Consider the following 26510-nt stretch of genomic DNA (forward strand, 5'->3'; position numbering starts at 1 on the left):
CCAGTCGCGACTCAAACCTAGCGCTCCGTGGGAATAAATAAAAATCAATATTTGTTAGGTCGTGTATTAGCAAAACCTTATATTTGGGTAACAGGGTATTGCCGAGCCGGAGACAAATATGCGTAAGTCGTTGATGCGTATGACATTGCGTCAATTGCAAATTTTCAACGAAGTGTGCGACCTGCGTTCCTACAGTCGAGCAGCCGAAGAAATGTCACTGACGCAGCCGGCCGTCAGCCTGCAGATCCGTCAGCTGGAAGAGCTGGTGGGTCAGCCCCTGTTCGAGTACGTGGGCAGAAAACTCTACCTCACCGAGGCGGCCGAGGCCCTGCAACGCGCCAGCCGGGACATCTTCGGGCGACTGGAAAACTTCGACATGCAGCTCTCCGACATGCAAGGATCGCTGCAAGGGCAGTTGAAACTGGCGATCGAATCCAGCGCCAAGTACTTCGTGCCGCACCTGTTCGCCGCATTCAGGCAACGTCACCCAGAAGTCAGCCTGACCCTGACCGTAGTCAATCGTGCGCAGGCCATCAGGCGCCTGTCCGACAACCGCGATGATCTGATCATCATGTCGATGGTGCCCCAGGACATGGGCCTGGAATTCCTGCCATTCCTGAACAACCCGATCATCGCCGTGGCGCCCCCGGAACATCCGCTGTGCCAGCTCGACCGCCTGCGCCTGCAGGACCTGGAGCCGCACACCCTGCTGGTGCGCGAGCAGGGTTCAGGAACGCGCAAGGCGTGCGAGGAGTACTTCAAGGACAAGCGCGTGCATTTCACCCAGACACTGGAGGTCGCCTCCGCCGATGCCCAACGCGAGTGCGTGATCGCCGGCCTGGGGATCGCCCTGCTGACGCGCCACGCGGTGAACATGGAGCTGGCGACCGGGCTGTTGCGCGAGCTGCCGGTGGAGGAACTGCCCCTGTACCGCAGCTGGTGCCTGGTCCAGGCCAAGGCCAAACGGCAGTCGCCGGTAGCCCTGGCCTTCCAGGCGTTCATTCGTGGCGAACGTGCGCAGATCAGTGGGCTGGTGGAGCGATTTTCTGGGAAGCTGCCGGGGCCACCTGCCATACCGTGATGTCTCGCAACTCGGGATAGTCGGTGATTTCGCGAAGCAGTTGACGCTGGTCGCAGTAGCTTTCGATCGCGCGGCGATATTCCATGCGACGCTGATCCTTCTCAGCCTGCTTGCGAGCCTTGGCGTTGGGTTGGTACGAACCGAAGTGATCGTTTGCCATTGCCTGTCTCCCAGATCGGATGCGGGAGCCTCAGAGTGGCGGCCGGGCCTTACCGATTGGTGACAAGCTGATGAATATTGCTGGTCACTGACGGGATCGCCCGTTCAGTCGTCGGTCGCCTTGATCGACTTGGGCGACAAACGAAGGCTGCGCAGGCTGCGCTTGACGCTCTTCAAGTGGTTCACCAGGCTCGGTCCGCGGGCCATGGCAACGCCCATGGCCAGCACGTCGATCACCACCAGGTGGGCGATGCGCGAGGTCAGTGGCGTATAGATCTCGGTGTCTTCATGGACGTCGATGGCCAGGTTGACCGTCGACAGCTCGGCCAGTGGCGTCTGGCTGGGGCACAGGGTGATGAGGTTGGCACCACTCTCGCGCACCAGGTTGGCCGTGATCAGCAGGTCCTTGGAACGGCCCGACTGGGAAATGCACACCGCCACGTCGCCCTGCTTGAGGGTCACGGCAGACATCGCCTGCATGTGCGGGTCGGAATAGGCCGCAGCGCTGAGCAGCAAGCGGAAGAACTTGTGCTGGGCATCGGCAGCTACCGCTCCCGAGGCGCCGAAGCCATAGAACTCCACACGCTGGGCCTGGGCCATGGCGCTCACCGCCTGCTGCAGCGCCTGAGGATCGAGATGCTCGCGCACCTCCATCAGGGTGTGCAGCGTGGTGTCGAAGATCTTCAGGCTGTAGTCGGCCACCGAATCGTCTTCATGGATGGCGAACTGGCCGAAGCTGGCGCCGGCCGCCAGGCTCTGGGCCAGCTTGAGCTTGAGATCCTGGAAGCCGGTACAGCCGATCGCCCGGCAGAAGCGCACGATGGTCGGTTCGCTGATCCCGACGCTATGGGCAAGATCGGCCATCGAGCTGTGCATGACGGCGGCCGGATCGAGCAGCACGTGGTCGGCTACCTTGAGTTCCGATTTGCGCAGCAGATGGCGCGATTGGGCGATATGTTGCAACAGGTTCACGGGCTGGACTCGGTTGGGATCGGCTGGCCGGGGTTGTAGCTATCTTGTAGTTATACTACATGACCGCCTGAGCGCCCAGCTAAACCCATCGCCTGCTCGCTGGATCGACAGGGCCTGAATCCTGCAAGCCAGGCATTGCGAGACCTCGGTGAATAGTTTCTGTCTGATACGAGCTTCACGCCCATGTGAAAGTCCAGATGCAACCACTATCAACCACGAGGACTGCACCATGGAACATATCTACGAGTTCACCGCCGTCAACGACAAGCGGGCAGAAACCCAAGGCTTCAGAGTGACGGGCACTGTCACGGTGGCGAACCCGACCATCACTGCGGTGTTGATTCAACCAGAAGTCGCTCATCTGGGAGGCTGGGAAGAGCTGGAGCTGAAGTTCGAGGGCGGTGACCAGGGAGTACCCGATGAGCCGACTCGCAAGACCGTGAGTTTCGAGCGTAAATCGGGTACTGGATGGTCCTTTGTCAAACTGCGCTATCCGGAGGGTGGTGACATCTTCCCTATCGAAGTCATCGAATAAGCGTTTCGCCTGCAGCCCTTTGCGCTGCTCCTGAAGCCGATACCGGCCTGTTACCGGGATTGCGTCTCGAGCAGGTCGGCCAAGCTTTGCGCATCCACAGGTCGGCTGATCAGATACCCTTGCGCCTCGTCACAGCCCTGTTCGCGCAGGAACGCCAGCTGTGCGGGCGTTTCCACCCCTTCAGCCACCACTTCCAACCCCAGGCTCTTGGCCATGTCGACGATCGCGCGAATGATCGCGGCATCCTGATTGCCCTCGGGCAGCCCCCGGATGAACGCCTGGTCGATCTTCACGTAGTCCACCGGGAAGCGCTTGAGGTAGCTCAGCGACGAATAGCCCGTGCCAAAATCGTCGATCGCCAGCTTGACCCCCAGCGCATGCAGTTGCTCGAAGGTGGCGATGATGTGCTCGACGTTGTCCAGCAGCTGGCTTTCGGTGAGCTCCAGCTCCAACAGATGCGGCGCCAGGCCGGTTTCTTCGAGCACCTGACGCACCAGGCTGAACACTTTGCCCTGGCGCAGTTGATACACCGACAGGTTGACCGAAACCCGAATTTCCCGGCCCTGGCGCAACCACTCGCACCCCTGCAAGCAGGCCTGGCGCAGGACGAACTCGCCCATAGGCGCGATGAGACCGGTTTCCTCGGCCAGCCCGATGAACTCGCTGGGCGGCACCATGCCCCATTGCGGATGCTGCCAGCGCACCAGCGCCTCGGCAGCGTGCAGGCGTCCGCTGCGCAGGCATAGCCTCGGCTGATAGAACACCAGCAGTTGCTTCTCGGCCAGCGCCTTGCGCAACTGGATCTCCAGTTGCAGGCGCTCCAGGGTGCTGGCGCGCAGGCTTTCGGTATAGAACTGGAAGCAGTCGCCGCCTAGGTGCTTGGCGTACTGCTTGGCCATATCGGCCTGGCTGAGCCAGGTATCCAGGTCGCACGATGGGTCGGACAGCAGGCTGATCCCGACCGACGCGCTCACTACCACCTCGTGATCGCCCAGCCGTTGCGGCACCCGCAGCTTGTCGAGCAGGCGCGTGGTGACCCGTACCAGGCTGGACAGATGGCTGTAGCCATCGAACAGCACCACGAACTCGTCACCGGAAATGCGCGCCACGGTATCGGCCTCTGGCACCGCATTGGCCAACCGCCGCGCCATCTGCCTGAGCAACTGGTCGGCCAAGGCCTGGCCCAGGCTCTCGTTAAGCAGCTTGAAGCGATCCAGGTCGACATGCAGCAACGCCAGGCTGCGGCCATTGACGCGCACCCGCTGGCGCGCCTGGTCCAGGCGCAGGCGGAACAGCGTGCGATTGGCCAAGCCGGTCAGTTCGTCATAGTGGGCCAGGTGGCGCAGACGCTCCTCCGACTGGCGGCGCATCGACAGGTCGGTGAAGAACGCGACGATGTTGCTGAGCCTGCCGGTGGCGTCGTGCACGCCATTGAGCTGCAACCACTGCGGATACAGTTCACCGTTGCGCCGCGCCTCCACCACCTCGCCTTGCCAGCGCCCCTGCTGGGCGAGGGCCTCGCGGATCGAATCGCTGTGGCGAATCACATCGCGGCTGCCAGGCAGCTCCAGCAGGTCGCGTGCCAGCAGATCTTCACGGTCGTGACCGGTCAGCTCGCAGTAGGGCTGGTTCACGGCCAGCACCTGGAAGTTGGCATCGAGGATGGCGATACCTTCGCTGGCCGCCTCGAACACCGTGGCGGCCAGCCGCTGCTGCTCTTCATGCTGGGCCAGCCGCTGTGCACTGGCCCCCAGCGCCTGTTGTGCCAGATGCAGTTCATGCCCGCGCTCGCTCACCCGCCGCTCCAGCGCGAGCTGGGCATGGCGCAGGCGCTCTTCGGCCTGACGGCGCTGCTCGACTTGCGCGCTCAAGGCCTGGTTCAACTGCTCGCCCTGGCGCTGCGCCTGCTGCAGGTGCTCGATCAGCGCCTGGTTCTGAAAGCGCCGCAGCAACCCGTTCTCGATCAGTCGATGGACCTGCCACGCCACCACGATCAACGCCCCCAGCAGAATCAGCCCGAACCAGCCCCAACCGCGTTGCGCGCCTTCGTGATAGAAGAACAGCAGGCCGATGGGCGGTAGCAACCCCGGTAACACGAAGCTGAGAAACGCCGTCAGGCTTGCGGCATAGGCAACGCTGGCCGACAGCGCCGCCGCACCCAGCAGACCGAACACCCAGGTTTGCTGGACGAAGCTGCCCACCGGTACCAGCGCGATCGCCGCGCAGGCCAGGGTCAGGCCACTGAAGGCCGAGCCACCTAGAAACATCCGCCACCAGTGCGCCCTGGCCTGGCGCGACGGCAACGCCGCTTCGAACGCCGCCACCTGCACGACCCGCAACCCCACCAGGGCCAGTAGCCAGAGGGTCCACACCACTACCAGCAGGTAGCGCTCCGGGCTCCAGAGTAGCCAGGCGCAGAGCAGGCCGTTGAGCAACATGAACAAGGTGGGCAGCAGAGAACCTTGATACAGCAGGCGGGTACGCTCGATGCTGAGCTGAGTTGCGAATTGCCTGCGAACGCGCTTGGTCGTCTCGGGTGATGCGTCGATCACCCTGCAATTGCGAGTCATATGGCCGTGTTCTTGTCAGTGTTCTTGTAATGGTCAGCCGCTAACGGTGACGGAGGATACACAACCGGACCGCGCGACCAAACTGCTGTAGGTCATCTTTTCAAAGCAGGCCGATGCTTTGGCCATCTTCCCCTGCCGACGGACAGACCGTCGCCACGCCGCAGATTTCTCCGACACCCGTTTGCCCCCGCACCCGCGGCCCCCTAGAATGGCCAGATGCACACTGACGACCTCTCCCTCCTGCTCAACTCCCTCAACGATGCCCAACGCCAGGCCGTAGCGGCTCCGCGTGGCCGTCAACTGGTGCTCGCCGGCGCCGGCTCCGGCAAGACCCGCGTGCTGGTGCACCGCATCGCCTGGCTGATCCAGGTCGAGCAGGCGTCGCCGCACTCGATCCTGTCGGTGACCTTCACCAACAAGGCGGCGGCGGAGATGCGCCATCGCATCGAGCAGTTGCTGGGGCTCAATCCTGCCGGCATGTGGGTCGGGACCTTCCACGGCCTGGCCCATCGCCTCCTGCGCGCGCACTGGCAGGAAGCCCGGCTGACGCAGAACTTCCAGATTCTGGACAGCGACGATCAGCAGCGCCTGGTCAAGCGGGTCATCCGCGAACTGGGCCTGGACGAGCAGCGCTGGCCTGCGCGCCAGGCCCAGTGGTTCATCAACGGGCAGAAAGACGAAGGCCTGCGCCCGCAGCACATTCAACCCGGCGGCGACCTGTTCCTGGCGACCATGCGCGGGATCTACGAAGCCTATGAGCAAGCCTGCGAACGTGCTGGCGTCATCGACTTCTCCGAACTGCTGCTGCGCGCCCTGGACCTGTGGCGCGACCAGCCAGGCTTGCTGGAGCATTACCAGCGACGATTCCGCCACGTGCTGGTGGACGAGTTCCAGGACACCAACGCCGTTCAGTACGCCTGGCTGCGCCTGTTGGCGGCGGGGGGCGAAAGCCTCATGGCAGTGGGCGACGACGACCAGTCCATCTACGGCTGGCGTGGCGCGAAGATCGAGAACATCCATCAGTACACCGCCGACTTCCCCGACGCCGAGCTGATCCGCCTGGAGCAGAACTACCGTTCCACCGGCGGCATCCTCAAGGCTGCCAACGCCTTGATCGCCAACAACAGTGGGCGCCTGGGCAAGGAACTGTGGACCGACCTGGGTGAAGGCGAACCCATCACCCTGTATGCGGCCTACAACGAGCACGACGAGGCCCGCTATGTGGTCGAGAGCATCGAGCGGGTGATCAAGGACGGTCATTCGCGCAATGACATCGCCATCCTCTATCGCTCCAACGCCCAGTCGCGCGTGCTTGAAGAAGCGTTGCTGCGCGAGCGCATCCCCTACCGCATCTACGGCGGCCAGCGCTTCTTCGAGCGCGCCGAGATCAAGAACGCCATGGCCTACCTGCGCCTGCTCGAAGGACGCGGCAACGATGCTGCGCTCGAACGCGTGATCAACGTGCCGCCGCGGGGCATTGGCGAGAAGACCGTCGAGGCCATCCGCGAGCACGCCCGCCACAGTCAGCTGTCGATGTGGGATGCGATGTGCCAGCTCCTGGCCGCCAAGGCCCTCAAGGGCCGCGCGGCCAGTGCCCTGGGAGGCTTCATCGAGCTGATGGAGGGCCTGGCGGCCAAGGTCAGCGAGATGCCGCTGCACACCATGACCCAGACCGTCATCGAGCAGTCCGGGCTGATCGTCTATCACCAGGAAGAAAAAGGCGAGAAGGGTCAGGCACGGGTGGAAAACCTCGAGGAACTGGTCAGTGCCGCGCGCAATTTCGAGACCAGCGAAGACGACGGCGACCTCACGCCGCTGTCGGCCTTCCTCGGTCATGCGTCGCTGGAAGCCGGCGATGCCCAGGCCGACGAGCACGAAGACAGCGTCCAGCTCATGACCCTGCACAGCGCCAAGGGCCTGGAGTTCCCCTTCGTGTTCCTGGTGGGCCTGGAAGAGGGCCTGTTCCCGCACAAGATGAGCCTGGAGGAGCCTGGGCGCCTGGAAGAGGAACGTCGCCTGGCCTATGTAGGCATCACCCGGGCCATGCGCCAGCTGATCATGTCCTATGCCGAAACCCGCCGCCTCTATGGCAGCGAGACCTATAACAAGGTATCGCGCTTCGTACGGGAGATTCCGCCAGGCCTGGTTCAGGAAGTACGTTTGTCCAACTCGGTCAGCCGACCTTTCGGCGGTTCGCAGGCGCCTGCCAGCAGCCTGTTCGCCAATGCCAGCATCCCGCAGACGGCGTTCAGTCTCGGTCAGCGCGTCCAGCACTCGGTGTTCGGCGAAGGCGTGATTCTCAATTTCGAAGGCTCCGGCGCCCAGGCGCGGGTACAGGTCAACTTCGATGAAGGCAGCAAGTGGCTGATGTTGGGTTATGCCAAGCTCGAGGCGATCTGACGCGACGGGCAGCGCGATGCTGCCCCTGTTCATACAGCCTTTCCAGAACTTCCCTACGGCCTGAATCCCCTCATTAGGCAAAAGCTCGAAACATTCTTGCGCTAGCCATGTCTGTCAGATCATGTGCACCATGACGCGCGTGCAATCCACAAAACGGGAAATCCCATCTTATGCAACGTATTCTTAGCATCGCACTGGCGCTCTGCGTCGGCCTGACGCTGAGCCTCGACGCCAACGCCAAGCGCTTCGGCGGTGGCAAGAGCTCGGGCGCAGCGCCCATGCACCAGACCCGCCAGGCCTCGCCCACCACCCCTGCCGCCACGCCGATGGCACCAGGCCGCGCGCCGGCCGCTGCCAGTGGCGCTTCGCGCTGGCTCGGCCCCCTGGCCGGTATCGCCGCCGGTGGCCTGCTGGCCTCCATGTTCATGGGCGATGGCTTCCAGGGCATGCAGATCTTCGACTTCCTGATCATGGGCCTGATCGCCTTCCTGGTCTTCCGCTTCATCGCCGCCCGTCGTCGCCAGCAGCAGCAGCCGCAGGCCGCCGGTCACGCGCCATACCAGCGCGAAGTGCAGCCTCAGCAGCCGGCTCAGCCGATGTTCGGCGGTTCTGCCGCGCCGGTAGCAGGACCGGTCATCAATGCACCGGCCTGGTTCAACGAGCAGAACTTCCTGGCCGCCGCGCGCAACCACTTCCAGACGCTGCAGCAGCACTGGGATGCGAACGAGATGGACAAGATCGCCGAGTTCGTCACGCCGCAGATGCTCGAATTCCTCAAGCGCGAGCGTGCCGAGGAAGGCGACGGGTTCCAGTCCACCTACATCGACAACCTCGATGTGCAGCTCGATGGCGTAGAGGACCGTGCCGACAAGACCATCGCCACCCTGACCTTCCGTGGCGTGTCGAAGAACTCGCGCTTCGACCAGGGCGAAGCCTTCAGCGAAAGCTGGCACATGGAGCGCGCCCAGGGCGAGAACCAGCCCTGGATGCTTGCCGGTATTCGCCAGAACGGCTGATTCCCACACCCCGCAGCAAAGAACCCCGGACTCGTTCCGGGGTTTTTGCTTTTGCCATAGCGCACTACTAGGGTATAAACCGCAGCGTTGTCATCAAGGCCAGAGGAAATGAAACGTGGAAGAAGTGATCGAACAACTCCGTGAAGCCAACGAGCCGGTACCGGTGCCCCTCGAGCTTCCCGACGAAGACCTGCTGGTCGAGATCGAGGAAGAGCTGTTCATCAACATTCCCTTCGTGTTCAAGGAGTTTTTGCTGACGGTCAGCGACGTGGTGTACGGCACGATCGAACCGGTCACGGTCACCGATCCGCAGTCGCACACCTATCTGCCCGAGGTGGCGGCCAACGCCTGGGACCTGGGCGTGCCACGCGACCTCATCCCGCTGTGCGAGCATGAAGGCGACTACTACTGCGTCGAGGAAGACGGCACCGTGGTGCTCTGGGAGGGCGAAGAAGAAATCGTCGGCGAAGAGAGCTGGGAGTCGGTCTGGCATTGGGCGCGTGACGTCTGGCTGGAAAGCTGAGCATTTCGGCGGTCGCGCGTTCCACCATCGGCGATGACTAGGTCATCGCCAATTACCCTGGTTTCAATGCGAATGATCGCGGCTGTTCTCCAGGGTTTCCAGCAGCGCGACCTGCATCCGCGTGTGCATGCGCACGAACCAGCGCCACAACAGCGCGACCACCACCGCAGCCACCACCGCGATGATCAGCAGCAGTTCGCTGGTCGGCAGGATGCTCGCCGACAACGCGGACAGCAGCAGGAAGATCACCAGCAGCGACAGCAGCGGGATCACTTCGGCGATCACCCGTCGCACCCTTTGCGTATGTCGCCCTGCCATCTCCGGCTTGACCCCCATTTCCGCCAGCAACATCGACAGCGCCTTGAGCTTGCGATAGGCCGCGATCAGGAACGGCAGCGACAGCAACAGCGCCGCGCCCCAGATCACGGCCTTCTGATGCCCGACATCGCCGATCCATTCACTGAGCCAGACACCCAGGCGACTGGCGAAGTAACCGCCACTGAAGAAGATCGCGATCACCAGCGCCAGGTTGACCCCGACCTGCATCAGGATCCGACGGATCATGGCCGCCAGCATGGCGCCCTGCCCCTGGGGCTGGATGCTGCGCAGCCATTCGCCATACAACGAGAAGACCCTGGACAGCCTCTGCGGGACGGCATTGCCCAGGCGGATGGACAGCGGGTCCGCCGCACGGATCAGGTAGGGCGTGAGCAGCGTGGTGATGGCCGATACGGCGACCGCGACGGGATAGAGAAAATCGCTGGTGACCTGGAGGGTCATGCCGAGCGCCGCGATGACGAAAGAGAATTCGCCGATCTGTGACAGACCCATCCCAACCCGCAAGGAGGTCCGCCCATCGTTGCCAGCGATGAAAGCGCCCATGCCGCACGAAAGCATCTTGCCCAGCACCACCGCGAAGGTAATGACGACGATGGGCCAGGCGTAGTCGACCAACACCTGAGGATCGATCATCAGGCCGATGGCGACGAAGAAAATGGCGCTGAACAGGTCACGCACGGGTTCGATCAGGCGCTCGATCTTCAGCAGCTGACGGGACTCGGCCATGATCGCGCCGATCAGGAAGGCACCCAGCACCATGCTGTACTCGAGTTTCACCACCAGCAGGCAGAAACCGAAACACAGCCCCAGCACGGTGATCAGCAGCATTTCGTTGCTTTCGAACCTGGCCACGTAGGCCAGCAGCCGGGGCACCAGCAGGATGCCGATGACCAGGGCGACGATCATGAACAGCGAGAGCTTGCCGACGGTCGAGAATACCTCGCCCGAACTCACCGTGCCGCTGACCGCGATGCCGGACAGCAAGGCGATGATACCGATGCCGAGAATGTCCTCGACGATCAGCACGCCGAAGATCAGTTGGGCGAATCGCTCGTTCTTCATCTTCAGGTCGTTGAGCGCCTTGACGATGATGGTGGTCGAGGAAATCGCCAGGATGGCGCCGAGGAACAGCGAGTCCATGGTGCTCCAGCCGAACCAGCGGCCGATCTCGAAACCGATCCAGATCATCAGCACGATCTCGAGGAACGCGGCGATGAACGCCGTCGCACCGACCTTGAACAGCTTGCGCAGGCTGAATTCCAGGCCCAGGCAGAACATCAGGAAGATCACCCCGAGTTCGGCGAGGGTCTTGATGGTGTCCTCGTCGTGAATCAGACCGAACGGCGGGGTATGCGGCCCGATGATGAACCCGGCGACGATGTAGCCCAGCACCACGGGCTGGCGCAGACGATGAAAGATGATGGTGACCACGCCTGCGACCAGCATGATCACGGCCAGATCCTGAATGAAGCTTATGGCATGCATGGCGTGGTACTCCTTTATCGACGCGCGGTTCTGCAGCGGCAGGAAGCGAGCCGCTCTCGGGCGGCGCCCATGGCGCGACCAATACGTTCTGTCCTGGACGAGGGATTGCCCGTATTGCACGGGCGTACTCAGGGTAACACCGGGCTTGTCGCTCGAACGGTCACGCAATATGCAGAAACAGATCGGCAAAACCGGGTGAGGTAATGGCATGATCGGCGTGACGGCTGATGAGTCGGAATCGTCCGTAAAGTTGATAAGCCATTTCATCGATGGGGTTAGAAAGTGTCCAGAGACCCTCACCCCGATTCAGCGCAACCACACCGTGAGCACACTATGGAACCCGGAAACGCCCAGCTGACCATGACCGTCCTGATGACCCCGGACATGGCCAACTTCTCTGGCAATGTACACGGCGGCACCTTGCTCAAGTACCTGGACGAAGTCGCCTATGCCTGCGCCAGCCGCTATGCGGGTACCTATGTGGTGACCCTGTCGGTCGACCAGGTGATCTTCCGCGAGCCCGTACATGTGGGCGAGCTGGTGACCTTCCTCGCGTCGGTCAACTACACCGGCAACACCTCCATGGAGGTGGGCATCAAGGTGGTGACCGAGAATATCCGCGAGCGCTCCGTGCGCCACTCCAACAGCTGCTTCTTCACCATGGTCGCGGTCGACGACCACCGTCGCCCCGTTGCCGTGCCGCCGCGCCAGCCCCAGAACAGCGAGGAGAAGCGGCGCTTCCTCCAGGGCCAGCAACGCCGGCAGATTCGCCAGGAGCTGGAAAAGCGCTATCAGGACCTGAAGACCGAGTGACTCAACAGGCGAGCGCCTGGGCCTCGAAGCGCACCCGCGGGTGCGCGATGCGATCCTGCGCGCGCACCAGTTGCAACTCGTAGCTGGCGCAGGCCTGGGTTTCGAGCAGCACCTCGTGCACCGCTGCCGCCGTGAATTCGAACGCCTGCAGCCACGAGTCGCCCAGTACCACCCGCGCCAGGAACAGCCCTGAGGTGAGGTCGCCCACACCCACCGGTTGGCGTGGGAAGGCCAGCAGCGGGCGGCGCAGGTGCCAGCTCTGCTCGCGGGTCACCAGCAGCATCTCGAAGGCGTCGGCGGCGCGTCCCGGGTAGGCCAGGTGCTTGACCAGCACCACTTGCGGCCCACGCTCCAGCAGGCTGCGCGCCATGGCCACGCAATCTTCCAGCGACTCGGCGCGGCGAGCGCAGAAGCTGTCCAGCTCCAGTTGATTCGGGCACAGGATATCGGCGGCCGAAGCCGCCTGGTCGAGCAGAAAGTCGCTGACCTCCTGGGGCACGATGCAGCCCTTTTCCGCATGCCCCATGACCGGGTCGCACAGGTACAGCGCGCGCGGATTGGTTTGCTTGATACGCTTCACACCCGCCAGAATCGCCCGCCCCTGCTCGGCGCTGCCCAGGTAGCCGGACAGTACGGCGTCGCAATGACCCAGCTCGCCGATGCTGCGAATGCCTTCCACCAACGCGGGAATCTGCGCCGGCGCGAGCACTTCTCCCGCCCACTGGCCATACTGAGTGTGGTTGGAGAACTGCACGGTATTGAGCGGCCAGACATTCACCCCGACGCGCTGCATGGGAAAGACCGCCGCACTGTTTCCAGCATGACCAAAGACCACATGGGACTGGATGGCGAGCACGTGCGGTGTACGTTTCATGCAGGAGATTTCCGAAGCTGTGTGGATAAGTGAAGGTCGAGCAGTATGAACCCGAAAGCCACCTGTACGACAGGCCAGCGACGCAGTTAAGCTGCGCGCACTTGTCTGGAGCGATGCACCATGTTGACCTTGGAGAACCTGTTCCTGCTGATGCTCGTGGCCACGGCCGGCGCCTGGCTGTGGCACAACCACGGCCTGCGCGAAAAGGCGCTCGAGCGGGTCAAGCAGCATTGCGCCAAGCTCGACCTGGAACTGCTCGACGAGGCGGTGGCGCTCAAACGCCTGGGTTTCGTCCGCGATGCCAACGGCCGCAAGCGCCTGGCGCGCATCTATGCCTTCGAGTTCACGGTCACCGGTGAGCAACGCCATCCTGGCACGGTCACCCAGTTCGGCGCCCACGCCATGCACATCGAACTGGCGCCCTACCCGTTCGAGATGAAGACCGCACCCGGCGCGGACAACGTCATCGAAATGAAGCAGTGGCGCCAGGAGCACAACCGATGGCACAACTGATCAGTGCGGCCCGCCACAGTCGGCCATAGCCTGTTGCAACGCAGGCATCGCCTGGGGCTCGTCGAAAATCAGCTCCACTCTGGAATCCTTGCGCCATTCGCTCGCCCGCCACTCCAGGGGCCCGCCATCGAGGCCATTGAACGAGCGCCAACCCTCCAGGCCGTGGATAACCCCTTTCGCCCGGCGCCAAGGCCAGCCCTGCAGAACAGCACGCAGGCGGGTTTCGTCCAGGCGCAGGCCAGGCTGCCAGCGCCAGCCTATGCTCCAGCCCGCTTCATCTCCCTGGGCCAGGCAGATGGGGAGGTGCGGACTTGTCCACAACGCCGGCACTTGCATGGGGCCGCTGTCCACAGGCAAAGTCGCGTTAGCCTGCGGGGAAGCGCCAGCTGTGGATGAAATCGGCAGCATGTCCAGGCTTACGTACGAACGGTCCGCCCAGATTGCAGTTCGATCAGAGAATTGCGCACTTATCCCCAGCCTGAGCTCGTCAGTCAGGCCCCTCGATTTGTTGAGCACGAGCAGCCCGGCCTCGGCACAGGCCTGTCGCTGCACCTGCGGCAAGTCATCGCCCCGCGCCAGCGCTTGGGCATCCAGCACCATGACCAACGGTTGCACGTGAAGAATGCCAGTCCAGGGCGACTGGCGCAGCTGGGCCATGAGTTGCAAGGGGTGACCCAGCCCTGAGAGTTCGATGAACAGCCTGGTCGGTCGAGCACGACGCAGCAGCCGGCTCAGACCCACCTGGAACGGCACACCGGTGACGCAGCATACGCAGCCGCCCGCCACCTCACCGATGGCGATGCCGGATTCCTCGCGCGCGAGCAAGGCTGCATCGAGCCCGATCTGGCCGAACTCGTTGATCAGCACTGCCCAGCGCTCGTGGTCCGGCCGCTGATTCAACAGATCACGGATGAGGCTGGTCTTGCCAGCCCCCAGAGGCCCTGCGATCACGTGGGTTGGAATGTGCTGCAACATGGTGTCGTGTCGATCGGAAATGGACGGCCAGTCTACCGCGAGAGTCAGGCGGCGCACTGACCGTTCGCGTCAGGCCAGCCAGTCCAGGCTCAGCAGCAGCCGTTTTTCGCCCTTGGACGAAGGCGGCGACCGGTGCACCAGGCCTGCACCTTCGTTGCCTATCCATTTCTCACCCTTGAGCAAGGCGACCTCGCCCGAGAGCAGGCGTCGAACGTTATCCACAGGCAGATCAGCGTCCTTCAGCGTCTTGGGGTCGATCATCCCTTGCGCCAGCCACTCGCTGCCGGGACCCGTATAGGTCGTCAGCAAGCGCAACGGTACGTGGTCCACATGAAAGCGCGGACACATCGCACCTTCGAGCACGCGCAAGCGCAGTCCTACCCGCCGGGCACCCAGCAGGCAAGTGAATGCTGCCACCAGCCACTCGACGTCGGCCACGAAGCTCTCGTATCCGTGCAGATCCGACGCTTCGCGCAGCAACCCGGCAAGCACGGGGCGGTCGTGCTCATTCACTTCGATCTGCCGTTCATCGTTCATCGGCTGGTTCATACGGGTCACCAGCACGGCGAAATCCTCCAGCTGGGCTGGCAGGCGTCGCTGCCAGACGGCCAGATTGACGCCATCGTGGAGAATTTCCGACATGATCTGTGGAGAAGTTCCGAGCGCCTGGCGGATATCCACAGGCTTGAGTGCCAGATTCACGCCACTGCCTCCTCGTACCAGGGGCCGAAGGGATCAGGCAGGCGCAACCAGGCCGTCGGCGACATCGCCATTTCCTGGTCGGTGAGCAGGCAGGCCTCCAGCTCTGTGGATAACCGTTCGAAGTCGATGTTCTGCCCGATGAACACCAATTCCTGGCGGCAGTCACCCGTGTCCACGGTCCAGTGCTTGAGGATGGCTTGAAGGTTGTCTTCGTCCTGTGGCCACTGCTCACGTGGCACGAAACGCCACCAGCGTCCGGCCAGGCCATGACGCATCATGCCGCCAGCCTGCGACCAGCTGCCGGCTTCCTGATACTTGCTGGCCAGCCAGAAGAAACCCTTGGAGCGCAATAACCGGCCGTTGCTCCACGGGCTGTGGATAAAATCGAAGAAGCGCTGTGGGTGAAAAGGCTTGCGTGCCTGCCAGGTGGTCGCAGATATGCCGTATTCCTCGGTCTCCGGCACATGTTCACCCCGCAGCTCATGAAGCCAGCCGGGCGCCTGCGCAGCCTGGTCGAAATCGAACAGCCCCGTATCCAGAATGCGCGACAGCGCCACCTGGCCCATCACCATGGGAATGATCTGCGCCCGAGCATTGAGGCTGCGCAGGATAGCGGTCAGCTCGTTGCGTTCGGCCTGGCTGATCAAGTCGATCTTGCTCAGCAGCAGGACGTCGGCGAACTCGATCTGCTCGATCAACAGGTCACTGATCGAACGCTCGTCCTCTTCACCCAGTGTCTCGCCTCGGCTGGCGAGACTGTCCGCAGCTTGATAGTCGCGCAGGAAATTCAAGCCGTCGACGACAGTGACCATGGTATCCAGGCGCGCCATATCGGACAGGCTGCGCCCTTGCTCGTCGCGGAAGGTGAAGGTTTCCGCCACCGGCAGTGGCTCGGAAATCCCCGTCGACTCGATCAACAGGTAGTCGAAGCGGCCTTCATCGGCGAGCTTGGCCACTTCTTCGAGCAGGTCTTCGCGCAAGGTGCAGCAGATGCAGCCGTTGCTCATCTCGACGAGTCGTTCTTCGGCGCGATTGAGGCTGACGTTGCGTTGCACCTCGCTGGCATCGATGTTGATCTCGCTCATGTCGTTGACGATCACGGCCACCCGCAGATCTTCACGATTGCGCAGGACATGGTTGAGTAGAGTGCTTTTTCCAGCGCCCAAAAAGCCGGACAGGACGGTGACAGGAAGACGGTTGGGCATGATGGACCTCATCGGCTGAGCGCATTCGAAACGATGCATTGCAATACGTTATAATATAACAATACACTTTCGCCAAGCCGTGTCTGTCGAGCGGCGATCACCGAGGATGACCATGAACCGCTCGAAGCTCGCGCTGCTGGTGCTGACCCTCTTTGCGTGCCCGATGCTGGACGCCGCTGTGAAACACAACGGCTTGGCCACCTGTACGCGCAGCGGCACGCTGCTGGCCTGCGAAGACGGCCAGGGCAGCTACTACAGTGTGCGAACCGAAGCCGGAGAGCTGCATTTGCGTGGATACGACCGAGTCAGCAGGCGACTCTGGGCGCAGACCAACAGCCGCTACGGCCAGATGACCTTTTTCACCGGTCTGGCCAGTGACGGCGAAACCTGGGTGGGCTACAGCCGTCGAGTTGGCTGGACCACCCTGAACCGGGTCTCGAGCTCCAGCGGGCAGCACTTCAACCTGCATTGCAGCCTGATCGGCGGCTGCCGCTGATCTCACCCGAACATGAGAACGCCCGATGAACAGTTTGACCCTCCCCGACGTCGCCTCGGAAACCCGCTCAACGTTGCAGCCCTTGAGTTGGGTAGGTATGCAGGGCATCGCCCTGCCCGTGCAATTGAAGCGCTGCGTGCTGAGCGCCTGGGCTGACGCAGGCGTGAGTCTGGACGATGGAGAATCTCGCGGGATTCACATGTCAAGGTTGTACTTGGCGCTCGAAGCGCTCGAACATCAGGAACTGACCCCGGCGCTCCTGCGCCAGTTGTTGGAACGCTTCCTCGTCAGTCATGAGGGGTTATCTGCCTGCGCGTACATCAGGCTCAAGTTCGACTACATGCTCAAGCGACCCGCTCTGGTCAGCCCGGCCGAAGGTTGGAAGCGCTACCCGGTCGTGGTGGAAGCCAAGATCGAAGGCGGTATGTTCCACGTGGAACAACATGTGGAAATCCCTTACTCGTCCACGTGCCCCTGTTCGGCAGCCCTGGCTCGACAGCTCATCCAGCAGCAATTTCTCGATGATTTCGCCAATCGGCCCCTGGATTCCAAGGCGATCCTGCAATGGCTCGGTAGTACCTCGGGCATCGTCGCGACGCCGCACAGCCAACGCAGCCGGGCCATCATCAAGATTCGACTGCTCGACACCGTCGAGAACCTACCGATCGAGTCGTCGATAGACACCGTGGAGCGTGCCTTGGGCACCGCTGTGCAGACGGCAGTGAAGCGGGCCGATGAACAGGCGTTCGCCTTGGCCAACGGCCAGAACCTGATGTTCTGCGAAGACGCCGCCAGGCGGCTACATCAGGCCCTATGCGGCCTGGAGGGGTGTGCAGGATTCGATCTGCGTGTGGAACATGCAGAGAGCCTGCATGCCCACGACGCCGTCGCTGCCAGCCGTTGGCAGTGGTGAGGAATCAGCTGCGCGGGCGAACGTTGCCACAGTCCTTGCCCTGCCAGACGGCACGCGTGTTCATGCTGCCCTGTTGCTGAACCCCGGAGGCGTTGAAGGTGCCATTGACCTGGGTGGTGAATTCACGGTCGCTGAGGAACGTGGCCTGACCGCTGCCTTGCGCCTTCGGGCAGGTGAACTGGAACTTCCAGACCTTGCCCTGACGGTCGGTGATCTTCTGCGTGCACCCGGACTGCGGGTCCTGAAGCGGAATGTCATTGGTTGCGACCTGCTCAGGCGTCAGGCAGGCACGTACGCCTTTGCCGCCGACGGTGATGCCCTGCTTGGCCAGCATGCCTTCCATCATGGCCCGCTGTTCGGGCGGCAGGTTCTTCAGTTGGCCGAGCATGAACTGCATGTCGGGCAGGGGCTTGCCATCGACCTGCATGTCACTGGTGGTCAACTCCCAGAGACCGGGCTGCAGCATCTGCGCGTGGGCCAGCAGCGGGCTCCCTACACCCAGGGCCAGGGCGATGAGTGGCAGGCGAATCTTCATGGATCAGTGCTCCTCGAAATGCCGACTTCGCGCCGGCCTGAGGGTTAGACGTAATTTTCGCCCTTCGGTTGCAAGCGCAGCGGTGAACATGCACTGTGGAGGTCTGTCTGAATATGTCTGCGTCAAGGCCCCACGCGGTTGTACGAGGCTTGCCCGCGCGGTACGGGTAAGCACGTGAGCAGGTCGAATGCAGCTGGGCACATAGGCCCAGCTCATAGTGTTCTCGCAATGCAGGATGCATATGGATTACCACAGCCCCTATTTCTTCGGCTACGTGCTGGGCCTCGTTCATCTGCTCGGCATCGTCGCTGCGCTGCACGCGGTGTTCACCGTGCGTACCGCCCAAGGCGCCATCGCCTGGGCCATGTCCCTGCTGTTCATCCCCTACCTGACCCTGATTCCCTACCTGGTCTTCGGCGCTCGCTCCTTTTCCGCCTACATCCAGGCTCGTCGCCAGGCGAATCAGGAGATGCACGTGGCCATGGCCAGCCTCAACTGGCGCCCCTGGGTGGAGGAAGCGCTGGCCGCACGGGAATCGCAAAGCTACGTCGCGCTGCGCGCCATGCCCAAGCTGGGCCGTATGCCGTGTCTGGCCAACAACCAGGTGAAACTGCTGATCGACGGTAACGCGACCTTCGACGCCATCTTCGCGGCGATTGGCCAGGCGCGGGATACGCTGCTGGTGCAGTTCTTCATCATTCATGACGACGCGTTGGGCCGAAAGCTTCAGCAACTGCTGCTGCGCAAGGCGGCCGAGGGCGTCAAGGTGTATGTCCTGTACGACCAGGTCGGCAGCCACGCGTTACCCTCGCGCTACAGCCAGGTACTGCGCGAAGGCGGCGTGCAGATCCAGGCCTTTTCCTCCAAGCGCGGCTGGTTCAACCGTTTCCAGGTCAACTTTCGCAACCACCGCAAGATCGTCGTGGTCGACGGACTGGTCGGCTTTCTCGGTGGGCACAATGTGGGCGACGAATACCTGGGCCTGAAACCGCCGTTGTCGCCATGGCGCGATACCCATGTGCAGGTGAGTGGTCCGGTGCTGGCCTGCCTGCAGGAGTCGTTCGCCGAGGACTGGTACTGGGCCACGCGCGAGTTGCCGCCGTTAATCCTGCCCGATGCGTATCCGGACCACGGCATGCTGTGCCAGGTGCTGGCCACGGGGCCGGCCGATCCGCAGGAAACCTGCCAGCTGTTCTTCGTCGAGGCCATCCAGTCGGCGACCCGGCGCATCTGGATCACCAGCCCCTACTTCATTCCGGACGAGGCAGTGGTGGCAGACCTGCGCCTGGCGGTGCTGCGCGGGGTGGACGTTCGTGTGCTGATCCCGTCTCGACCTGATCACCGTATCGTCTACGCCGCCTCCAGCCTGTTCGCCTTCGAGGCGGTGCGTGCGGGGGTGAGGATCTTCCGTTACCAGCCAGGTTTCGTTCACCAGAAGGTCGTTCTGGTAGACGACGATGTCAGCGCTATCGGCAGCGCCAACATGGATAACCGCTCGTTCCGACTGAATTTCGAGATTACCCTGCTCACCATTGATCGCGCCTTCGCCGACCAGGTCGAAGCCATGCTATTGCGCGACTTCGAGCGCTCCCTGGAAATCACGGCCGAGGACATCCGAGCCACTCACCGTCTGCAGCAACTCGGGATGCGTATCGCGCGGCTGATCTCGCCGATTCTCTAGAAGCGGTACAGATCCTCGCGAGTCCACGGCACATCGTGATGACCATCCGCATAGGGCTTGAGCGCGAGTATCTGATGCAGGTTGATCCAGCCCTTGGTGAAGGCGTAGGCACATCCGGCCAGATACAGGCGCCAGATGCGCAACGTCTTCTCGGGCACCAGAGCCGCGGCCCGGTGCAGCTGGTGCTCCAGGTTCTCGCTCCAGTGGTTGAGGGTCTTGGCGTAATGCAGACGCAGGCTCTCGACGTCCACCACCTCAAGGCCCGCTTCGCAGATGCGCGCCGTGATCATCGAAAGATGGGGCAGCTCGCCATGGGGGAAGACATAGCGATCGATGAACTCCCCTGCTCCACGACCGACCGGCCGGCCGTCGACATGCTTGGCGGTGATGCCATGGTTCATCACCAGGCCGCCCTCCCGCACAGCACCAAACAGGCGCTGGCAGTAGATCTCCAGGTTGGCGTGCCCCACATGCTCGAACATGCCGACACTGACCGCCTTGTCGAACCGACCATCCTGGGGCAGGTCGCGGTAGTCGAGGATCTGCAGTTCGACCTTGTCGGCCAGCCCCTCTTCGTCGACGCGCTGACGCGCCAGGGCCAGCTGCTCTTTGCTCAGGGTGATCCCGAATACCTTGGCACCGTATTCACGGGCGGCGAAGCGCGCCAGCCCACCCCAGCCGCAGCCGACGTCCAGCAGATAGTCACCTGACTGCAACCGCAGCTTGCGACACAGGTGGTCGAACTTGTCCTGCTGGGCTTGCGCGAGGGTATTGTCCGGCTCCTTGAAGTAGGCGCAGGAATAGACCATGTCCGGGTCCAGCCACAGTTGGTAGAACTCGTTGGACAGGTCGTAATGGTAGGAAATGGCTTGGGCGTCGGTGTCCTTGTCATGCGGGGTGCGCACCGGCGTCGCATCCGCCTCGTCGTGAAGCAGGGCTTCGCTCAGCTCATCGCAGACGCGGATGACTTCGCCGATGTCGCCTTCAAGCTCCAGCTTGCCTTCGACGAACGCGGTGCCCAGCTCATCCATGCTCGGGTGGGTCAGCTGAGCGATCAACTGGGGTTCCTTGACCAGAATGGTGACCTGGGGGCTGGGTCCCAGGTCGAACTCGTTGCCATCCCAAAGCTTCAGACGCAGAGGCAAGTGCAGGCTTTGCAAGGCCGGCGGAAGTTGCGCGAGCATGAAAGACCCCCTTCAAGTTGGCGCGCCCCTGGAAATCGCGAGCGCCATCGATTGAGGTTAGTTCATCCGTCAGAAATTTCCTTGCAAGACCCGGGTGGCCACTGCCTCAGACCACCGCCCAGTTGGTGTCCATCGCCTGGCCGAATCGTCGGGCCAGGAACGGGGTGATGTCCAAAGGCGGCGTTTCCTGGTTGATCACCTTGTCCAGCAGCACGCCGGTGATCGCCGAGGTGAGAATGCCCGTGCGAAAGTGCCCGCAAGCATTGAAATAGCCCGGCGTGTCGTCCACCGGCCCGAGGATAGGCAACTCGTCCGGTGAGCCTGGGCGCAAACCGGCCCAGGTGCGCTTGAGGTTCACATTGGCCAGCTCGGGTACACAGCGCACCGCGCCCTGCACCAGGCCGGCGATCTCCGGGAAGGTGGTGCGCACGTCGAAGCCTTTGTCTTCGGTGGTGCTGCCGATCAGTACCTCGCCGTTGTCCTTCTGCGCCATGTAGCAGTCGCTGGTGGTGAGGCAGCCGTCGAGCAGCTTGGGCAGGCGCTCGGTCAGGACGATCTGGCCTTTCACTGGCTTGACCGGAATGGACGTGCCGGTTGCCCACTCGCTCAGCTCGCCGGCCCAGGACCCGGCGGCGTTGAGCAGGGTATGGCAGTGGAAGAATCCGGCCTCGGCGGTGCGCACACCCTTGATTCGCGAGTTCTCGTGCAGCACACCGGTGACGTTGGTGTTGAGGTACAGATCGACGCCGTTCTGGCGCGCCGCTTCCAGAAACGCATCGCCCAGCCTGAACGGGCTCACCTGGTGATCGCAGAGAAACTCCAGCGCCCCGCTGGCCTGGTGACTGACCGCCGGCTCGCGCTCGCGGAGGGCCTGGCGATCCAGCCAGCGCACTTGATCGGCCAGGTGGGGAATGTGCGAGACGATGTGCTCGGCGTACAGCTGATCTTCCTCGTCCTGGATGATGTACTTGAGCCCGGTGCGCTCGAACTTGAAGTCCATGCCGTGCCGCTCGATCAGTTCCTGATGCAGCTGTGGATAAATCGCGTTGGACTGCAACGCCAGGTCGAAGAAACACTGCGGCAGGATATGCGGTGTGCTCGAATCGACCGCCACGGCGGCACCATGGGCCTCACGCTTGTTGCGCGAGGACATCATGCGAAAGAAGATCACCCCGCAGCCCAGGCCCACCGATTCACCGATGGCCCACAGCCCGCCCGCCGAGGCACGCGTCGCATTTCCGGGGCGCTTGCTGTCGATCAGGGCAATCTTCAGGCCCTTGCGCTTGGACAGCTGGTAGGCGCAGGAGGCGCCGATCACGCCGCCGCCAGCGATGACGATGTCGTAGGTCTTGTTCATGTTCAGGCCTCCGTGGCCAGGTCCAGGAATGCGGAAAACGGAATCGGGTCGATCGGGAACCGCGGTCGCAGCCAACCGACGTCGGCCTGTCCGGTCTGGGCGCGCAGACGATCGCTGCAGTAGCCCACGCACATCCGGCCCTGGCAGTCGCCCATGCTCACTCGGGTGCGCATCTTCAGGCTGGCCATGTCCTGCACGCCCTGCTCCAGGGCTAGGTCGATATCGCCGCGGGTGACGTGTTCGCAGCGGCAGATCACCGTGTCGGCGGCCGCCAGTTCGATCTGCGCGGCGCCACGGCTGGTGTAGCGTTCGACCCCGGAACGGAAGCGCTTGATCGACGCCAGCTTGCCCAGGTAGCGCTCTCGCTTCTCGATGGCGCGTTCGGCATCGAGCACACCCCGTTGCAGCAGGATCGACACGGCCGCGATGCGCCCGGTGAGCATCGCCGCTTCGCCACCGCGGATGCCGCCCATGTCGCCGGCCAGATGGATGTGCGCCTCGCTGCTCTGCTGCCAGACATTGCACTCGGGGCGCAGATGACCGTCATCGCTCAAGCCATGGGCAAGACCCAGTTGCTGGCTCAGCTGGGTACGTGGAATGAAGCCATAGCCCACTGCGAGGGTCTGCACCGCCTCGCGCTGCTCACGGCTCGGATCGGGCTTCCAGTTCTGGTCGTAGGGGGCCACGCGGACCTCGCTCAGTTCCCCGTTTTCCCCCGACGCACCGACCACCCCCCAGCCGTAGTGCATGGGAATGCCGTTGAGCTTCATGTAGGCCAGCATGCTGAGGCCATCGAGGAACAACTGCGGCTTGTTCATCAGCGCCAGGCTCTGCTTGGCGATACGGTTGAAGGCGCAGGCCTCGTAGACCCCCGCCACCTTCGCGCCGGCGGCGTGCAACTGGCACGCCACCAGTGGCAGCAGTGGCCCGGTCCCGGCGATCAGGGTGCTGCCCAACGGCTTGACCACATTGCTTTTGATCTGCAACTGCAGCCCGCCCAGAAGCATGACGCCGGGCAAGGTCCAGCCGGGAAACGGCACGTTGCGCTCATGACAACCTGCTGCCAGCAGGAGCTGGGCGTAGTCGATCTCGTGCAGGTATTCGTTGCCGTCGAGCACGATCAATTGCGCGTTGTCACCGCCGATCACGCGGCTGTTCAGGCGTATGTCGATGTACTGGGCATGGGCAGCGAAGTCTTCGTGCAGGCGCTGCAGCGCCTTGCTGTAGCGTGCACCCAGGTAACCCAGGTCGACCCCGGCACGCAGCGGTCCCCGATACACCACGCCACCCGGACGCGACGCCTCGTCGAACAGCAGGCACTCCACGCCGTGTTCGGCCAGCTCGATGGCCGCCGCCATCCCCGCCGATCCACCGCCGACGATAACCGGACGCGCGCTCATGGCCGCACCTCCCCGACCACCGCATTCACCGCGGTTTCGACGCGCATGCCCTCACGCACCACGGTCTGGCAGGCTCGCCGCTTGGGCCGTCCATCGATCGCCACCAGGCAACAGTGGCAGACGCCCATGCCGCAGAATGCCCCAGTCCGCTGGCCATGATCGTTGACCGCCACCTTGCGCAGGCCGATGGCGTTGAGCACGCTCAGCACTGTCTCGCCCTCGGCAGCACGAACGGTCTGACCGTCGACCTGAAGCGTGAGGTCGGTCCGTCCGATCGGTTGTATGTCGAGCACCCGTTCCCGTGATTGCATGAGCTTCGTCCTTGTTTTGAAGAGCACAGGACGTTACGTCACTCTTATGTATCGACACATTGATCTGCGCCGTAGGAAATGAAGGAATTTTCCTAGGAATTTGTACGCCGACGACCGGTGTACTGGCACTTTGGATATCTACGAACGGCTCGATGGGCGGTGCTCGCTGGACGGCGGACACGCCTCAAGAAATTTGCGCAGGATGTTGTGCGCAGAATTCGTTTGAGACCTGGAAGCATTTTGCCCAAGGTGATCGCTGGAGAGGGCCTGGTAGCGCGTGTGCGACTGGCTCGCGTTCGCTGGCGCCGCCCCGTGCAGGCGGCTCCAGCGTGCCCGGCGCACTGGGAGATGCCCGTTCACCCAATAATAAGAGACGCCAAGACATGCAAGACAGCGGATTGAAGCAAAGCCTCAAGCAACGCCACATCACCATGATCGCGCTCGGCGGCGTGATCGGGGCCGGCCTGTTCGTCGGCTCCGGCAGCCTGATCGCCACGGCCGGCCCCGCCGCCATCCTGTCCTACGCGATCGGCGGGATCATCGTCACCCTGGTGATGTTCATGCTCGGCGAAATGGCCTCGCGCAATCCGGACGCCGGCTCATTCTCCACCTACGCCAACACCTACCTGGGCAACTGGGCCGGGTTCACGGTGGGCTGGCTGTACTGGCTCAAGTCGATGGTCACCATCACCCTGGAAGCCGTGCTGCTGGGCGCTATCCTCAATGACTTCCTGCCCTGGCTGCCCATCTGGACAGGCGCCTTCATCATGCTGGTGACCCTGATCGCCAGCAATGCCTACTCGGTGCGCTCGTTCGCCGAGGTGGAGTACTGGCTGGCCGCACTGAAGGTCGTCACCATCCTCATCTTCATGCTGCTGGGCGCTTCGATCCTGCTGGGCTGGCAGGAGAACATCCCAGCACCGGGGCTGGCGAACCTCACCGAGCACGGCGGCTTCATGCCCAATGGCCTGACGCCAGTGATGGCCGGGGTGATCGTGGCGATCTTCTCCCTGGGCGGCAGCGAAATCGCCGCGGTCGCCGCCGGTGAATCGGAGAACCCCCGACGCAACGTGATCCGCGCGATCAAGAGCGTGATCGTGCGGGTGATGCTGTTCTACGTGGGCTCGGTGTCGATACTGGTGCTGTGCCTGCCGTGGATCGACAAGACCCACCTCGCCTCACCCTACGTCGCGCTCTTCACCCTCGCCGGCTTCAAGGGCGCGGCAGTGGCGATGAAACTGGTGCTGTTCGTGTCGTTCATGTCGGTGATGAACTCGTTCATGTTCTCCAACTCGCGCATGCTGTTCTCCCTCAGCCAGCGCGGCCACGCCCCGGCGCTGTTCGCCCGTACCAACGCCAAAGGCGTGCCGGTCAACGCGCTGGCCCTGGCCTTCAGCGTGTGCGTGACGATTCTCACCGTACATTTCCTGAGCGGCGGCGACCTTTTCCTGACCCTGGCCAGAAGCACCGGCGCATTCATCATCTTCGTGTGGATCTTCATCATCTTCGCCCACCTGGCCATGCGCTGGCAGACCCGCCATGAACGCGTCGATCCGGCGGTCTTCAGGGCCTGGGGCTTTCCGGTGACCAATGTGGTCGCGTTCCTGGCGCTGGTCGCGGTGCTGACCACCCAGGCGCTGGACCCGGCGACGCGGCTCAATTCGTGGATGGTGCTGGGCACGTTGGTAGTGATCGGTGCGGCCTATGGGCTGGTGGGGCGGCAGGGCAAGGGTGTGACGCGCCAGGTGGTGCGAGGGTGAATTCAGGCGCCAACCCCGCTGGATGAACGCCTCCAGCGGGTTGGGCACGGGGCCTTTTCAGGTGCGGTCGCTGGGGTTCTCGGTCCAGTCGAACTCCATCTGCCTGGCCGTACGCTCGGCCAGGCCTCGGCCATGCAGGCGCTCGACCAGGTGCAGGCTCATGTCGATCCCTGCCGAGATGCCAGCCGAGGTGACCAACGCGCCCTGATCCACCCAGCGCACGCCACCGAGCACCTGCAGCGCCGGGAACATCCGCTGCAGATCATCGATGTCTTCCCAGTGCGTGGCGACCTGCAGCCCGTCGAGCTTGCCAGTGCGGGCAAGCAGGAATGCACCCGTGCAGACCGACGCCACCACCCTGCAGGGGTCCATCTGTCGGTCGATCCAGCGGATCACGTCGGCCTTCTCCAGCTCGGCGTTCACCACGCCGCCCGGCACGATCAGGCAGTCCAGGGGCGGATGGTCATCGAGGGTGAAATCCGGATCGATCTTCAAGCCTGCCCGGGCGCGCACAGGCTCGCGATCGCGGCCGATGGTGAAGACATCGAACAGCGGCGCGGCGTCTGGATGCGTTCGTCCCTGCACGCGAGTCGCGGTGGTGAAGACTTCATAAGGGCCGGCGAAGTCCAGGACCTCGACGTCGTCGAACACGTAGATGCCGATGTTCAGGGGCATGGCGGGAACTCCTGCAGGACGCGATGGCGTGAGGGG

The 26510-nt window shown here is 63.1% G+C and carries 25 protein-coding genes; 11 read left to right on the forward strand and 14 right to left on the reverse strand.

The features are described 5' to 3' along the window. Positions 1-133: 133 nt before the first annotated feature. Positions 134-1081: a LysR family transcriptional regulator gene (locus IAE34_RS03155; RefSeq protein WP_200137661.1), complete on the forward strand. Its 948-nt coding sequence runs from the start codon at positions 134-136 to the stop codon at positions 1079-1081. Here the strand turns inward: IAE34_RS03155 and IAE34_RS24285 are convergent. Then, positions 1023-1241, reverse strand: a complete 219-nt coding sequence (locus IAE34_RS24285) for a PA3496 family putative envelope integrity protein (protein ID WP_233630915.1) — start codon at positions 1239-1241, stop codon at positions 1023-1025. The genes IAE34_RS03155 and IAE34_RS24285 overlap by 59 nt on opposite strands. Positions 1242-1345: 104 nt before the next feature. Then, complete coding sequence (gene hexR, locus IAE34_RS03160; protein ID WP_200137401.1) at positions 1346-2212, reverse strand: transcriptional regulator HexR; 867 nt, start codon at positions 2210-2212, stop codon at positions 1346-1348. A 229-nt stretch (positions 2213-2441) separates the two neighbouring features. On the opposite strand from hexR, the gene IAE34_RS03165 reads away from it, so the two are divergent. After that, the gene (locus IAE34_RS03165; RefSeq protein ID WP_200137402.1) at positions 2442-2747 is read left to right on the forward strand and encodes a hypothetical protein; all 306 of its coding nucleotides are present in this window, start codon (positions 2442-2444) and stop codon (positions 2745-2747) included. Between the two features lie 50 nt (positions 2748-2797). Here IAE34_RS03165 and IAE34_RS03170 read toward each other — a convergent pair whose 3' ends face one another. Beyond that, positions 2798-5317 (reverse strand): putative bifunctional diguanylate cyclase/phosphodiesterase, encoded by a 2520-nt coding sequence (locus IAE34_RS03170; protein ID WP_200137403.1) that lies wholly within the window; start codon positions 5315-5317, stop codon positions 2798-2800. Between the two features lie 216 nt (positions 5318-5533). Between IAE34_RS03170 and uvrD the strand changes: the two genes are divergently transcribed. From uvrD to IAE34_RS03185, 3 genes are all read left to right on the forward strand, one after another. Next, positions 5534-7717: a DNA helicase II gene (gene uvrD, locus IAE34_RS03175; protein WP_200137404.1), complete on the forward strand. Its 2184-nt coding sequence runs from the start codon at positions 5534-5536 to the stop codon at positions 7715-7717. A gap of 170 nt (positions 7718-7887) precedes the next feature. Then, a complete protein-coding gene (locus IAE34_RS03180; protein WP_200137405.1) occupies positions 7888-8733 on the forward strand; it encodes a Tim44 domain-containing protein in 846 nt (281 codons plus the stop codon). 115 nt (positions 8734-8848) lie between these two features. Next, positions 8849-9256, forward strand: a complete 408-nt coding sequence (locus tag IAE34_RS03185; RefSeq protein WP_200137406.1) for an SMI1/KNR4 family protein — start codon at positions 8849-8851, stop codon at positions 9254-9256. Positions 9257-9319: 63 nt separating this feature from the next. On the opposite strand, the gene IAE34_RS03190 is transcribed toward IAE34_RS03185, so the two are convergent. Beyond that, complete coding sequence (locus IAE34_RS03190) at positions 9320-11080, reverse strand: cation:proton antiporter (RefSeq protein ID WP_200137407.1); 1761 nt, start codon at positions 11078-11080, stop codon at positions 9320-9322. Positions 11081-11413: 333 nt separating this feature from the next. Between IAE34_RS03190 and IAE34_RS03195 the strand changes: the two genes are divergently transcribed. Continuing rightward, complete coding sequence (locus IAE34_RS03195; protein ID WP_200137408.1) at positions 11414-11893, forward strand: acyl-CoA thioesterase; 480 nt, start codon at positions 11414-11416, stop codon at positions 11891-11893. A 1-nt stretch (position 11894) separates the two neighbouring features. On the opposite strand, the gene pdxY is transcribed toward IAE34_RS03195, so the two are convergent. Then, complete coding sequence (gene pdxY, locus IAE34_RS03200; protein ID WP_200137409.1) at positions 11895-12767, reverse strand: pyridoxal kinase PdxY; 873 nt, start codon at positions 12765-12767, stop codon at positions 11895-11897. A 120-nt stretch (positions 12768-12887) separates the two neighbouring features. On the opposite strand from pdxY, the gene IAE34_RS03205 reads away from it, so the two are divergent. Beyond that, positions 12888-13280 (forward strand): DUF3301 domain-containing protein, encoded by a 393-nt coding sequence (locus tag IAE34_RS03205; protein ID WP_200137410.1) that lies wholly within the window; start codon positions 12888-12890, stop codon positions 13278-13280. Here the strand turns inward: IAE34_RS03205 and IAE34_RS03210 are convergent, their stop codons facing one another. From IAE34_RS03210 to zigA, 3 genes are all read right to left on the reverse strand, one after another. Beyond that, on the reverse strand, positions 13281-14255 hold the full coding sequence (locus IAE34_RS03210) for a CobW-like GTP-binding protein (protein ID WP_200137662.1): 975 nt from the start codon (positions 14253-14255) through the stop codon (positions 13281-13283). A gap of 69 nt (positions 14256-14324) precedes the next feature. Further along, a complete protein-coding gene (locus tag IAE34_RS03215; protein ID WP_200137411.1) occupies positions 14325-14957 on the reverse strand; it encodes a DUF1826 domain-containing protein in 633 nt (210 codons plus the stop codon). Next, on the reverse strand, positions 14954-16162 hold the full coding sequence (gene zigA / locus IAE34_RS03220) for a zinc metallochaperone GTPase ZigA (RefSeq protein WP_200137412.1): 1209 nt from the start codon (positions 16160-16162) through the stop codon (positions 14954-14956). Before zigA ends, IAE34_RS03215 begins: the two co-directional genes overlap by 4 nt. A 112-nt stretch (positions 16163-16274) precedes the next feature. On the opposite strand from zigA, the gene IAE34_RS03225 reads away from it, so the two are divergent. After that, complete coding sequence (locus tag IAE34_RS03225) at positions 16275-16658, forward strand: glutamine synthetase (protein ID WP_200137413.1); 384 nt, start codon at positions 16275-16277, stop codon at positions 16656-16658. A 25-nt stretch (positions 16659-16683) separates the two neighbouring features. Beyond that, a complete protein-coding gene (gene folE2 / locus IAE34_RS03230; protein WP_200137414.1) occupies positions 16684-17571 on the forward strand; it encodes a GTP cyclohydrolase FolE2 in 888 nt (295 codons plus the stop codon). Between the two features lie 4 nt (positions 17572-17575). Here folE2 and IAE34_RS03235 read toward each other — a convergent pair whose 3' ends face one another. Further along, the gene (locus IAE34_RS03235; protein WP_200137415.1) at positions 17576-18106 is read right to left on the reverse strand and encodes a DUF3617 domain-containing protein; all 531 of its coding nucleotides are present in this window, start codon (positions 18104-18106) and stop codon (positions 17576-17578) included. A 241-nt stretch (positions 18107-18347) separates the two neighbouring features. On the opposite strand from IAE34_RS03235, the gene cls reads away from it, so the two are divergent. Beyond that, entirely contained in the window at positions 18348-19787 is a 1440-nt protein-coding gene (gene cls, locus IAE34_RS03240) for a cardiolipin synthase (RefSeq protein ID WP_200137416.1), read from the forward strand. On the opposite strand, the gene cfaB is transcribed toward cls, so the two are convergent. The 4 genes from cfaB to hcnA all read right to left on the reverse strand — a co-directional run bounded on the left by cfaB (position 19784) and on the right by hcnA (position 24039). Further along, entirely contained in the window at positions 19784-20971 is a 1188-nt protein-coding gene (gene cfaB, locus IAE34_RS03245; RefSeq protein ID WP_200137417.1) for a C17 cyclopropane fatty acid synthase CfaB, read from the reverse strand. The two genes, cls and cfaB, sit on opposite strands and share 4 nt — an antisense overlap. A 106-nt stretch (positions 20972-21077) precedes the next feature. Beyond that, complete coding sequence (gene hcnC, locus IAE34_RS03250; protein WP_200137418.1) at positions 21078-22328, reverse strand: cyanide-forming glycine dehydrogenase subunit HcnC; 1251 nt, start codon at positions 22326-22328, stop codon at positions 21078-21080. A 2-nt stretch (positions 22329-22330) separates the two neighbouring features. Next, positions 22331-23728: a cyanide-forming glycine dehydrogenase subunit HcnB gene (gene hcnB, locus IAE34_RS03255; RefSeq protein WP_200137419.1), complete on the reverse strand. Its 1398-nt coding sequence runs from the start codon at positions 23726-23728 to the stop codon at positions 22331-22333. Then, positions 23725-24039, reverse strand: a complete 315-nt coding sequence (gene hcnA, locus IAE34_RS03260) for a cyanide-forming glycine dehydrogenase subunit HcnA (RefSeq protein ID WP_200137420.1) — start codon at positions 24037-24039, stop codon at positions 23725-23727. Before hcnA ends, hcnB begins: the two co-directional genes overlap by 4 nt. Before the next feature lie 383 nt (positions 24040-24422). On the opposite strand from hcnA, the gene IAE34_RS03265 reads away from it, so the two are divergent. Continuing rightward, positions 24423-25799 (forward strand): amino acid permease, encoded by a 1377-nt coding sequence (locus IAE34_RS03265; protein ID WP_200137421.1) that lies wholly within the window; start codon positions 24423-24425, stop codon positions 25797-25799. A 57-nt stretch (positions 25800-25856) separates the two neighbouring features. Here the strand turns inward: IAE34_RS03265 and IAE34_RS03270 are convergent, their stop codons facing one another. Then, positions 25857-26474: a DJ-1/PfpI family protein gene (locus IAE34_RS03270; RefSeq protein ID WP_200137422.1), complete on the reverse strand. Its 618-nt coding sequence runs from the start codon at positions 26472-26474 to the stop codon at positions 25857-25859. Positions 26475-26510 lie beyond the last annotated feature (36 nt).

The sequence above is a fragment of the Pseudomonas sp. S30 genome (assembly GCF_016518545.1).
In the GTDB taxonomy this organism is placed as follows: domain Bacteria; phylum Pseudomonadota; class Gammaproteobacteria; order Pseudomonadales; family Pseudomonadaceae; genus Aquipseudomonas.